This window comes from Ferrimonas sp. (assembly GCF_048263965.1).
GTDB lineage: Bacteria > Pseudomonadota > Gammaproteobacteria > Enterobacterales > Shewanellaceae > Ferrimonas.
In genome coordinates, this window is sequence record NZ_JBLXDO010000034.1 from 1 (window position 1) to 12,171 (window position 12,171).

Here is a 12,171-nt window from a genome sequence, read left to right on the forward strand (position 1 = left end):
GCTGATATAGCTCAGTTGGTAGAGCGCACCCTTGGTAAGGGTGAGGTCCCCAGTTCGACTCTGGGTATTAGCACCAGTTATATGGAACCCCGGCCTTACCGGGGTTTTCCATATCCGCATTGCGGACAGTGAGTTTGCTGATATAGCTCAGTTGGTAGAGCGCACCCTTGGTAAGGGTGAGGTCCCCAGTTCGACTCTGGGTATTAGCACCAGATTAAGCCCCGACCGAAAGGTCGGGGCTTTTTTGGTTTACGGCCCTATCAACTTGATTCTCAACCGACCTTTTCCTTTCTATTGCCTTAGTGTCATCGCTGCTCTAGTGTGAGTCTCACAAGGAGGAGCCTATGAAGATTGAGATGATCTGCACCGGAGAAGAGGTGCTGTCTGGCCAAATAGTCGATACCAATGCCGCCTGGGTGGCCAATACTCTGATGGAGAGTGGCTATGAGCTCAGTCGCAAGACCACGGTGGGCGACAGGCTGGATGACCTGGTGGGCGCCTTTACAGAGAGCGCTGCCCGGGCGGACCTGGTGATCGTAAACGGTGGCCTGGGGCCCACCAGTGACGATATGAGCGCCGAAGCCGCCGCCCAGGCTCTGGGAGAGCCCCTGGTGATGTTCGATCAGTGGCGTACCGTGATGGAGCAGATGTTTGCGGCGCGCGGTCGCACCATGACCTCGAGTAATTTGAAACAGGCGATGCTGCCTGCATCTGCGGTGGTGGTGGATAACCCGGTAGGCACCGCCTGCGGCTTCCGAGTAAAGCTGGGTGGGGCCTGGCTGTTCTTTACCCCTGGCGTCCCCCATGAGCTGTTCCGCATGGTGAAGGAGCAGTTGCTGCCCTTCCTCATAGATCAGGATCCACTCAATGGCGGCACGGTGAAGGTGCATAAGCTGCTGACCCTGGGGCAGGCTGAATCGGCCATGGCCAATGAGATCGATGACATCCCCATGTCTTGCCCCGAAGGGGTGACCATAGGCTACCGGGCTTCCATGCCCCATATCGAGGTCAAACTGTTCCATCGGGCCAGGGTGGACGAAGCCCAGTGGCAGGCCTACTTGGCTGAGGTAAAGTCAGCACTCGGTGACTCTCTGGTGGGGGAGAACCAGAAGAGCATGGGTGAGATTGTCCACAGCCTGCTGGTGGAGCGGGGAGAGACCCTGGCGCTGGCCGAATCCTGCACCGGCGGCATGGTGGCGGATCAGCTGGTGACTCTGGCGGGAAGCTCGGCCTATCTGCTGGGATCCCTGGTGACCTACAGCAACAGCGCCAAGCAGTCTCAGTGTGGCGTTAAGGCCGAGACCCTTGAACAGTTCGGCGCGGTGTCCCTGGAGACGGTGGCGGAGATGGCCCAGGGAGCCCGACGGGCGTTAGGCAGCGACGTTGGGGTCAGCATCAGCGGCATCGCCGGCCCGGACGGAGGCACAGAGGAGAAGCCTGTGGGGACCGTCTGTTTCTGCGTCTGCAGCGATCGGGGCCACTGGAGCCAGACACTGGCGTTTGGCAGTGGTGCCAACCGCTCCCGTACCCTGGTGCGCAAGCTCTCTGCCGCGGTGGCCCTGGATATGCTCAGGCGCCTCCTGCTGGGGCTGGACCCCATCGCCGACTATCCCTTCCTGAAACGGGTCGACGCCCGCCGCCTTTAGTTGGCGCCCCCTTCCAGATGGAAGCGGATGATGCCGGGTTCTATGGTGATCTCCCGGCCAAATCGGCCCAGGATATCCTGGGCCCAGTCACCCTCATCCAGGGTGTAGATTGGCTGGCTGGCCAGGAACAGCTTCACCGCTGCCAGGCTCTCTTTTCCCAGGCGCTCCAGGGGCAGGGTCAAGTCATCCGGATCGGCTTTTACCTCCACCAGAGTCAGATCCCTCAGGTAGATCCCCCGATCTTCTGGCCGGTACCAGGGCGTGGCCGCCAGGGTGGCGGTCAGTGAGGCCCTCAGAGGCAGCAGGGGGGTACGGATGACAAACTCCGACAGGGTGGTCACCCGAACCTGTCCCTGATTGTGTCGTCCTATCTCCACATCGATGCGGTTGAGGTTGACCTCGGTATCCAGCACCGGGATGGGGGAGTGGCGCTCCTCTATGGTGAGCTTATCCTGGAGGTAACCCTCCACCTCCTTTTCATTCAGGGTATAGCTGGTGGCGCACCCGGTAACGACCATCGTCAGGGCCACCATGCTGAGTGTCTGCAGCAGTTTCATTCCGACTCCACAAAAAGAAAAGCGGGCCTGAGCCCGCTTATGTTTTTAACCCGTGTTGCGCATCCCGGCGGCGATGCCGGCGATGGTGACCATCAGGGCCTGCTTGATGTCATCCAGTTCGTCCTCCTTGCCCCGGCAGCGGCGCAGCAGCTCCGCCTGCAGGAAGTTAAGGGGATCGATATAGGGATGGCGCAGCTCAACGGATTCCCGGTTCCAGGGGGTATGCTCCATCAGCGTCTGCTCCTGGGTCAGTTGCAGCACGGTGCGGATGTCCTGCTCCAGCTGACCGCGCAGCTTGTTCCCCAGACCATGGAGCTCCTGGGGAACCAGAACCCGGTCGTAGTAGGCGGCCAGGTGGGGCTCCGCCTTGGCATACACCATCTCCAGCATGGACAGGCGGGTGCGGAAGAAGGGCCAGGACTGGAACATGGCGGTCAATGTCGGCTGCTCACCGGCGTCGATCGCCTCTTTGAGGCCGGCACCGGCGCCGAGCCAGGCGGGCAGCATCAGACGGTTCTGAGTCCAGGCAAAGATCCAGGGGATGGCACGCAGGGATTCCACACCGCCGTCGGCGCGGCGCTTGGCGGGACGGCTGCCCAGGGGCAGATCCGACAGCTCCTGCTCCGGCGTGGCGGCACGGAAATAGGGCACAAACTGCGGCTCTTCCCGAACCACACTGCGGTAGGCGGTCACCGAGGTGTCGGCGATGCGATCCATCAGATCACGCCAGGACTGCTTGGGCTGTGGCGGAGGCAGCAAAGTGGCTTCCAGCACCGCAGAGGTGTAGAGGGCCAGGCTTTGTACCGCCACCTTGGGCAGGCCGAACTTGAAGCGGATCATTTCACCCTGTTCGGTGACTCGCAGACGCCCGTCCACTGAGCCTGGAGGCTGGGACAGGATCGCTTCGTGAGCCGGGCCGCCACCACGACCGATGCTGCCACCACGGCCATGGAACAGGGTCAGGGCAACATTGGCCTCTTTGCACACTTCGACCAAGGATTCCTGGGCCCGGTACTGAGCCCAGGAGGCGGCCATGACGCCAGCGTCTTTGGCGGAGTCGGAGTAACCGATCATCACCTGCTGCTTGCCACGGATGTAACCCAGGTACCAGTCGATGGCCAGCAGCTGCTCGACGCAGTTGGCGGCATTCTGCAGGTCATCCAGGGTTTCGAACAGGGGCACGATGGGCATGGCAAACTGGCAGCCACACTCCTTGAGCAGCAGGGCGACCGCCAGCACATCGGAGGGGGCACTGGCCATGGAGATGACGTAGGAGCCCAGGGCTTCCGGATGCTGCCGGGCGATAAGCTTGCAGGTGTCCAGAACCTCCTTGGTATCGTCCGTCGGCGACCAACTGCTGGGCAGCAGCGGACGGCGGTTGGCCAGCTCTCTGAGCAGGAAGGCTTGTTTCTCCTCCTCCTGCCAGTGCTCGTAATCCCCCAGGCCCAGGTAGCGGGTGATCTCCGCCAGGGCGCTGGTGTGGCGGGCGGAGTCCTGGCGGATATCCAGGCGGATCAGGCCGACGCCGAAGCAGTGCAGACGACGCAGGGTATCCAGCAGCAGGCCGTTGGCGATCAGGCGCATCCTGGACTGCACCAGGCTGTCGTAAATAAGCTGCAGAGGTGCCAGCAGTTCCTCCTTGCTGGTGATCTTCTGCTCCGGTTCCAGGTAGGGAGGGTAACCGTCGAGGCAGGCGTGCACCTCTTCCAGGTTGATGATCAGCTTGTCTCGCAGCTGCCTCAGGGCAACCCGGTAGGGTTCGTTGGTGTCCCCGACCAGCTCGCGCAACTCATCGGTGCACTCCTCCATGGAGAGCTCACTGATGAGGGTCTTAACGTCAGCCAGGTACAGGTTCAGGGCGATCTTGCGATTTTTAAGCAGCACCCTGGAGGTGACCTTGGCGGTGACATTGGGGTTACCGTCTCGGTCGCCGCCCATCCAGCTGGAGAATTTCACCGGCACTGTGTCCGGCGGCAGTTGCACGCCGGCATGGGCTTCCAGGCGGTCGTTTACCTGACGCAGGAAGTCGGGCACGGCTTGCCACAGGCTGTCCTCGACGGCTGCCCAGCCCCAGCTCGCCTCATCCTCTGGGGTGGGGCGCTGGGTGCGAATCTCGTTGGTGTGCCAGATCTGGGCGATCAGCTGGCGCAGGCGAAGTCGCTGCTGCTGAAGCTCCCGCTCGCTGAGCTGGGGGTTTTCCAGCTCGGCCAGACACTCGATGATGGCACTGTATTTGGTGATCAGGGTACGACGGGTCACCTCTGTGGGGTGAGCGGTCAGTACCAGATCGATCTCCAGACGCCCCAGCTCTTCCAGCAGCTTCTCAGGCTCCAGCTGGGCCTTGCCGTTGAGCAGTCGCCCCAGCAGCATGTCCACTGGGTCGGGTACGCACACCAGCTGATCGCAATTGCGGGAGATGGTGTGGAACTGTTCCGCCAGGTTGGCCAGGTTCAGAAACTGGTTGAAGGCACGAACAAAGGGAACAAGCTCTTGATCGCTCAACTGATCCAATAGCTCCAGCATCTTATGACGCGCACCGGGTTCGCGTTTTCTGGAGGCCTTGGAGAGCTGACGAATGGTCTCCACTTTGTCGACGAAACCCTCACCCAAATGGTCGCCGATGGTCTCCCCCAGCAACTGTCCCAACATGCTGATGTTGGCCTTGAGTGGTGCGTTGATGTCGCTCATGGTGATGTTTCCCCTCTGCATAAATACCGCACTGCAATCGATCAAAGTATCACGAATGACCGGACTCAGATAGTCCGGCCAGTTAGATTAAACAGACGTTTACTCCCCTGATAAGCAAAATTTATTAATGAAGTGGCCAAGTAACCTGGGTGTTGAGGTGAGATATTCCATGGATAGATATTCATCGGGCTGGTGGGCCTGTTCGATGCTTCCCGGCCCCAGTACCAGGGTCTGACAGCCCAGCTGGTTGATGTAGGGAGCCTCGGTGGCGTAGTTCACCGCACGGGCTTCCTCGCCGCACAACTGGCCAGCCAGCTTGAGCAGGGTGTCCTCACCCCGATAGGCAAAGGCTTCGGAGCCAGGGTAGAGGTGGCTGAGGCTGACGGCGTCAGGGTAGCGATCGGTGACCGGCTTGAGCGCCTGATGCAACAGGTGTTCAAGTTGTTCCAGGCTCATCCCTGGCAGGGGACGCAGATCCAGGTTGAGACTGCAGCAGCCACAGATGCGATTCACCGCATCACCGCCGTGGATGTGCCCCAGGTTGAGGGTGGGGTAGGGGACCGAGAACTCCTCCTGACGGAAATTCTCAGCCAGGGTCTGTTTCAGCTGGATAAGCTGACCTATGACCAGGTTCATCACCTCGATGGCGTTGAGCCCCTTGTCCGGATCCGAGGAGTGGCCGCTGCGGCCGGTGACCCGAATCCCCAGGGCCGCGTGCCCCTTGTGCATATGCACCGGCTTCAGGCCCGTAGGTTCGCCAATCAGGGCGTAGTCCGGGGCGATGCCAGCGCCTGCAGCAAAGGCCTTGGCCCCGGCCATGGTGGTCTCCTCGTCGGCGGTCGCCAGTATATAGAGGGGGCGGGTGAGCTTGCGCAGGTCCACAGAGACAGCGGCTTCCAGCACCAGGGCGAAGAACCCCTTCATGTCGCAGGTGCCCAGGCCATACCAACGGTTGTCCTTCTCCTCCAGGGTGAAGGGATCACGACTCCAGCGGCCCTCATCAAAGGGGACGGTGTCGGTGTGGCCCGCCAACAGCAGTCCGCCGGGCAGGTTTGGCCCGATGCGCGCCAGCAGGTTGGCTTTGCCGGGTTGGTCCGGCAGGGGCAGCACTTCGCATTGAAATCCCAGTTGGCTGAACCAGCCGTGCAGCAACTCAATGACCGGCAGGTTGCTCTGGTCCCATTTGCTGTCCAGAGCGCTGATGGAGGGCGTGGCGATCAGTTGCTGGAATCTCTGCTTCAGTTCTGGAATCTTTTTCATAATTAATAATTCAAAAAGGTTGCATAACTATGTTTAGGTGGTAGTCTATCAAGGTCGCAGCCGTTAGACGATAGCCAAGGTTATGAAAATTCAAATCAGGACAGTACATACCCACCTCCTACGACGACGATAAATCCACATCGTCGCCACCCCTGCTGGCGCCTCTTCGCTACCCTTATATTTGCTAGTTAACGGACACAACCTCATGACCACTATAGCCGTAATCGGCGCCACCGGGTATGCCGGTGCCACCCTGGCCAAACTGATTGCTCTGTCGCCAGCCCTGACCCTGGGCGGCCTCTATGTTTCTGAAAACAGCCTGGATGCGGGCAAACCTCTGAGTCAGCTCTATCCAGAGATGCTGGGTCTGGTGGACGATGTCGTCCAGGGGCTGGGGGCCGAGGCCCTGGCGGGCCTCTGCAGTCAGTGTGATGGCGTCGCCCTGGCCACCGAACACCTGGTGTCGGCCTCCCTGGTGCCACAGCTGCTGCAGGCGGGCCTGTCGGTATTCGATCTCTCTGGCGGCCACAGGTTCAAGGACGCCAGCATCTACCCCAGCTACTACGGGTTTGAACATCCTCATCCTCAGCTGCTGCTGGAGGCGGAGTACGGACTGGTGGACTGGTACCCCCATACCCTCAAGGGCAGCAAGCTGATCGCCGTTCCCGGCTGCTACCCCACCGCTTCATTATTGGGACTCAAGCCGTTGAAGCAGTTCGGGTTGTTGCAGGAGTCCTCCATGCCGGTGATCAACGCCGTCAGTGGCGTCAGTGGCGCGGGGCGCAAGGCTCAGCTCAATACCCACCTGTGTGAAGTGAGCCTGACCCCATACGGCGTTCTGGGTCACAGGCACCAGCCGGAGATTGAGACCTACCTGGGGCAACAGGTGGTGTTCACCCCTCACCTGGGAAATTTCAAGCGTGGCATCCTGGCCACCATCACCTGTCAGGTGAAGCCGGGTACCACCGAGGCGGACGTTGCCCAAGCCTTTGAGATCTATGAGGGCAGTGACAAGGTGAAACTGCTGCCCGCGGGCAGCTGGCCTAAAATCGATGATGTGGCAGGCAGTGATCGTTGCCTACTGGCGTGGAAGCTGGATCCCCTGCGCAACGTTCTGGTGGTGGCCAGTGCCATCGATAACCTGATGAAGGGGGCCGCCAGTCAGGCCCTGGAGTGCATAAACATTCATTTTGGTCATGAGGTGTATTCATGAAGTTGATGGTGATCAAGGTAGGGGGCGCCCTACTGGAGTGTGATAAGGGGATGACCCGGCTGTTTGACACCCTGACCAAGCTGAGCGCCCAGGGGTGGCAGCCGGTGCTGGTGCACGGCGGCGGCGTGCTGGTGGAGCAGCAGCTCAGTGCCAATGGCATGGTCTCTACCAAGCATCAGGGACTGCGGGTCACGCCGGAGGAGCAGATGCCCATCGTCGCCGGCGCCCTGGCGGGCATCGCCAACACCAAGCTGGTGGCGGCGGCCAAGGCATCGGGACTGACCCCGGTGGGTCTGACCCTGGGAGACGGTGACATGGTGACCGCTCAGGTACTGGACCCTCAGTTGGGCTTCGTGGGCCAGGTGGTGCCCAAGAGCGATGCCCTGCTGTCGGCACTGCTGACCTGCGGCATGTTGCCCATCATCAGCTCCATCGCCGCGGATGATCATGGTCAGCTGCTTAACGTCAACGCCGACCAGGCGGCCACCGCCATCTGTCAGCTGCTGAAAGCGCCTCTGACCCTGCTCTCCGATGTGTCCGGCGTACTGGATGGCAAGGGGCAGCTGATCCCGGAGCTGACGCCGGAACTGGCTCAGGAGCTGGTGCGCAGTGGCGTCATTGAGGGCGGCATGAAGGTCAAGGTGGAGGCGGCCCAGGCGGCGGCCCAGACCATTAATAACAAGGTGACGGTGGCCAGCTGGCGCCACCCGGAACAGCTGGCCGGCCTGGTGGATGGCCACAGCGTCGGCACTCAGATCTATCCAAAAGGAGCATAGGATGCAGCATCTGTTAACTCTGAAACACTGGAGCAGCGCCCAGATTGAGGCGGTGCTGGACAAGGCCCTGGCCCTGAAGGCGGACTACACCCCTCACCATGAGGCCCTCAAGGGCAAGAGTGTGGCGACTCTGTTTGAGAAGCCCTCCCTGCGTACCCGGGTCAGTTTTGATGTGGGGATCAACAAGCTGGGAGGTCATGCGGTCTACCTGGATCAGCAGAACGGTGCCCTGGGTCAGCGGGAGTCGGTGAAGGATTTCGCCCAGAACCTGTCCCGTTGGTGCGACGCCATTGTCGCCCGGGTGTTTGATCACGGCACCCTCGAGGAGCTGGCGGCCCACGCCACTGTGCCTGTGGTGAACTCCCTGTGCAATCTTTACCACCCCTGCCAGGCGATGGCGGACATGCTGACCCTGAAGGAGCAGTACGGCTCCCTCAAGGGTAAAACCCTGGCCTATGTCGGCGATGGCAACAACGTCACCCACTCGCTGATGATCATCAGCGCCAAACTGGGGGTGAATATGGTGGTGGTCTGCCCTCCGGGCCACTTCCCGGATGGTCAGCAGGTGGTGGAGGCCCAGGCCCTGGCGGCGGAGCACGGCACCACACTGACCCTGAGCAGCGATCTGGCGGCGCTGAAAGGGGTGGATGCCATCTACGCCGATACCTGGATCTCCATGGGGGACAGCACCCCCATCGAGCAGATCAAAGCCAAGTTCGCCCCCTATCAGGTGAACACCAAGATGATGGCCGACAGTGGCGCAAGCTACTTCCTTCACTGTCAGCCAGCCCACCGCGAGGTGGAAGTGACTTCAGAGGTGATGGATTCGGAACAATCCCTGGTGATGGACCAGGCGGAGAACCGGATGCATGCCCAAAACGCCATACTTCTGACCCTAATTTGAGGACACCCCTATGACAACCATTAAAAAAGTCGTGCTGGCCTACTCCGGCGGCCTGGACACCTCCGCCATCATCCCCTACCTGAAGGAGCAGTATGACTGCGAAGTCGTCGCCTTCGTGGCCGATGTGGGCCAGGGGGCCGAGGAGCTGGAAGGGGTCGAGGAGAAGGCCCTGGCCTCCGGCGCCTCCAGCTGCCACGTGGTGGACCTCAAAGATGAGTTTGTGGCCGACTACATCAACCCGATTCTCAAGACCGGCGCCCTCTATGAAGGCACCTACCTGCTGGGGACCGCCATGGCCCGGCCCATCATCGCCAAGGCCCAGGTGGAGCTGGCGCTGCAAGTGGGGGCTGACGCGGTGTCCCACGGTTGCACTGGTAAGGGCAACGATCAGGTGCGCTTCGAGTCCACCTACGCCGCCCTGGCGCCGCAACTGAAGGTGATCGCCCCCTGGCGCGACTGGACCATGAAGTCCCGGACCGATCTGCTGAACTACCTGGCCAGCAAGAACATCCCCACCACCGCCAGCGCCGAGAAGATCTACAGCCGGGACGCCAACTGCTGGCACATCTCCCACGAGGGTGGCGAGCTGGAGGATCCCGCCTGCGAGCCCACCGAGCAGGTGTGGACCTGGAGTGTCTCCCCGGAGCAGGCGCCGGATCAGGCCGAGTACGTGACCCTGGCGTTTGAGGCCGGTGTGCTGACCCAGGTCAACGGCGAAGCGATGACCCCCTACAACGCCCTGGTGCTGCTGAACGAGTTGGGTGCCAAGAACGGCGTGGGTCGCATCGACATCGTCGAGAACCGGCTGGTGGGAATGAAGTCCCGTGGCTGCTATGAAACTCCCGGGGGCACCATAGTCAACGCCGCCCTGCGTGGCCTGGAGACCCTGGTGCTGGACAAGTCTGCCTTTAAATTCCGTGAGCAGGTGGGCCTGGAGTTCTCCCATGTTCTCTATGACGGTCGCTGGTTTACCCCGGTTTCCAAGGCGCTGCTGGCGGCGGCCACCAGCTTGGCCGAGCCCCTGACCGGTGAGATCACCGTCAAGCTGTACAAGGGCCAGGCGGTGGTGGTGAAGCGGTCCAGCCCCAACAGCTTGTACTCAGAAGCCTTCTCCACCTTCGAGGAGGATGAGGTATACAACCAGAAGCATGCCGAAGGCTTTATCCGGTTGTTCTCCCTTTCCAGCCGGATCTCGGCCCTGCATAAGGAGCAAAACTGATATGGCGCTATGGGGTGGACGGTTCAGCGGCGCAGCAGACAGCCGCTTCAAGCAGTTTAACGACTCCCTGCCGGTGGATTACCGCCTGGTGCAGCAGGACATCACCGGCTCCATCGCTTGGGCCGGTGCCCTGGTGCAGGTGGGAGTGCTCGATGAGCTGGAGCACGGTCAGTTGATCCGTGCCCTGCACCAACTGGCCCAGGAGGTGACCGATGAGCAGATCCTGGCGTCCGGTGCCGAGGACATCCACAGCTTTGTGGAGCAACAGCTGATCGCCAAAGTGGGCGATCTGGGCAAGAAACTGCATACCGGCCGCTCCCGTAACGACCAGGTGGCGACGGATCTCAAGCTGTGGTGCAAGGACCAGGGCCAGGAGCTGATAGAAGCCCTGGTCAAGGCCCAGCAGCAGCTGTTGACCCTGGCGGAACGGGAAGCGCAGACCGTGCTGCCCGGCTACACCCACCTGCAACGGGCTCAGCCCATCACCTTCGGCCACTGGTGCCTCTGCTATGTGGAGATGCTGGAGCGGGATCTGACCCGGCTTAAGGACGCCTTGACCCGGCTGGACACCTGTCCCTTGGGCAGTGGTGCCCTGGCAGGCACCGCCTACCCGGTGGATCGTTTCGCCCTGGCGGCGGAGCTGGGCTTCCGTGGTCCGGTGACCAACAGCCTGGACGCGGTTTCCGACCGGGATCATGTGGTGGAGCTGTGCAGCGCCGCCGCCACCTCCATGATGCACCTGTCTCGGATGGCGGAGGATCTGATCTTCTACAACAGCGGTGAGGCGGGCTTTATCGAACTGTCCGACGCGGTGACCTCCGGATCCTCGCTGATGCCACAGAAGAAGAACCCTGACGCCCTGGAGCTGATCCGGGGTAAGGCCGGCCGGGTCTACGGCGCCCTGATGGGGATCCTGACCACCATGAAGGCCCTGCCCATGGCCTACAACAAGGATATGCAGGAGGACAAGGAGGGGCTGTTCGACGCCATCGACTCCTGGTTGATGTGCCTGGATATGCTGACCCTGGTACTGGAGGGGGTGAAGGTCAACAGCCAGCGCACCCTGGCGGCGGCACAGCAGGGCTACGCCAATGCCACCGAGCTGGCGGATTACCTGGTGGCCAAGGGGATCCCCTTCCGGGAAGCCCACCACATCGTGGGCGAAGTGGTGCTGGGCGCCATCGCCCAGGGCAAGGCCCTGGAGGATTTCACCCTGCAGGAGCTGCAGGAGTACAGTGACACCATCGAGTCCGATGTCTACCAGCATCTGACCATTGAGGCGACACTGGCCAAGCGGGAAGCCCTGGGCGGCACCTCCATCAAGCAGGTGCAGCAGGCCCTGGCGCTGCAGACGGTGTCTCAGATCGAGGTGCCCGCCATCGAGGAGGCCCTGGGGGCCAGTCAGCAGCGACTCAATGCCCACGTGGCGGAGATCCTCATGGTGCGTCCCGCCCGGCTCTCCGATGTGGACGCCATCACTGGCATCAACGATCACTGGGCCGAGAAGGGGGAGACCCTGCCGCGCAGCCGGGATCAGGTGCTCAGAGACATCCTCGACTTCGCCGTGGCGGAAACCGACGGCCAGGTGGTGGGTTGTGCTTCCCTCTACATCTACGAAACCGGGCTGGCGGAGATGCGCTCCCTGGGGGTCTCCAATGACCATCAGGGTCACGGTCAGGGCAAGGCCCTGGTGGATTACATGCTGCAACGGGCACGGGAGCTGGAGCTGCGGCGGGTGATTGTCCTCACCCGGGTGCCCAAGTTCTTCGCCAAGTCCGGCTTCCAGCTGACCGAGATGGAGAGCCTGCCGGAGAAGGTGATGAAGGACTGCGAGCTGTGTCCGCGCAAACACGCCTGCGACGAGGTGGCGATGGAGTACACCTTCTGATTTCGCATCAGATAAACAGA

General features: G+C 61.6%; 9 protein-coding genes and 2 tRNA genes. 8 read left to right on the top strand and 3 right to left on the bottom strand.

Annotated features, from left to right (window positions below; genetic code table 11):
- From ACN0RV_RS18900 to ACN0RV_RS18910, 3 genes are all read left to right on the top strand, one after another.
- A tRNA-Thr gene (locus ACN0RV_RS18900) sits at window positions 1-76 on the top strand.
- Window positions 77-136: 60 nt separating this feature from the next.
- A tRNA-Thr gene (locus ACN0RV_RS18905) sits at window positions 137-212 on the top strand.
- A 132-nt stretch (window positions 213-344) separates the two neighbouring features.
- Window positions 345-1,646, top strand: a complete 1,302-nt coding sequence (locus ACN0RV_RS18910; RefSeq protein ID WP_417350095.1) for a CinA family nicotinamide mononucleotide deamidase-related protein — start codon at window positions 345-347, stop codon at window positions 1,644-1,646.
- Here the strand turns inward: ACN0RV_RS18910 and ACN0RV_RS18915 are convergent.
- The 3 genes from ACN0RV_RS18915 to argE all read right to left on the bottom strand — a co-directional run bounded on the left by ACN0RV_RS18915 (window position 1,643) and on the right by argE (window position 6,151).
- Complete coding sequence (locus ACN0RV_RS18915) at window positions 1,643-2,203, bottom strand: DUF1439 domain-containing protein (RefSeq protein WP_417350096.1); 561 nt, start codon at window positions 2,201-2,203, stop codon at window positions 1,643-1,645. The two genes, ACN0RV_RS18910 and ACN0RV_RS18915, sit on opposite strands and share 4 nt — an antisense overlap.
- Before the next feature lie 45 nt (window positions 2,204-2,248).
- Window positions 2,249-4,891: a phosphoenolpyruvate carboxylase gene (gene ppc, locus ACN0RV_RS18920; RefSeq protein WP_417350097.1), complete on the bottom strand. Its 2,643-nt coding sequence runs from the start codon at window positions 4,889-4,891 to the stop codon at window positions 2,249-2,251.
- Window positions 4,892-4,990: 99 nt separating this feature from the next.
- Window positions 4,991-6,151 carry an acetylornithine deacetylase gene (gene argE, locus ACN0RV_RS18925; RefSeq protein ID WP_417350098.1) on the bottom strand — a complete coding sequence of 387 codons (1,161 nt, stop codon included), beginning with the start codon at window positions 6,149-6,151 and terminating at the stop codon, window positions 4,991-4,993.
- A 205-nt stretch (window positions 6,152-6,356) separates the two neighbouring features.
- Here argE and argC point away from each other — a divergent pair, with 205 nt between their 5' ends.
- The 5 genes from argC to argH are packed head-to-tail and all read left to right on the top strand — an operon-like array spanning window position 6,357 to window position 12,151.
- Complete coding sequence (gene argC, locus ACN0RV_RS18930; protein WP_417350099.1) at window positions 6,357-7,364, top strand: N-acetyl-gamma-glutamyl-phosphate reductase; 1,008 nt, start codon at window positions 6,357-6,359, stop codon at window positions 7,362-7,364.
- Window positions 7,361-8,140 (top strand): acetylglutamate kinase, encoded by a 780-nt coding sequence (argB, locus tag ACN0RV_RS18935; protein ID WP_417350100.1) that lies wholly within the window; start codon window positions 7,361-7,363, stop codon window positions 8,138-8,140. Before argC ends, argB begins: the two co-directional genes overlap by 4 nt.
- 1 nt (window position 8,141) lies before the next feature.
- A complete protein-coding gene (locus tag ACN0RV_RS18940; RefSeq protein ID WP_417350101.1) occupies window positions 8,142-9,044 on the top strand; it encodes an ornithine carbamoyltransferase in 903 nt (300 codons plus the stop codon).
- A 10-nt stretch (window positions 9,045-9,054) separates the two neighbouring features.
- Window positions 9,055-10,263, top strand: coding sequence for an argininosuccinate synthase (locus ACN0RV_RS18945; RefSeq protein ID WP_286341219.1), 1,209 nt, complete (start codon window positions 9,055-9,057; stop codon window positions 10,261-10,263).
- Between the two features lies 1 nt (window position 10,264).
- Window positions 10,265-12,151, top strand: a complete 1,887-nt coding sequence (argH, locus tag ACN0RV_RS18950; protein WP_417350102.1) for an argininosuccinate lyase — start codon at window positions 10,265-10,267, stop codon at window positions 12,149-12,151.
- Window positions 12,152-12,171: the final 20 nt, after the last annotated feature.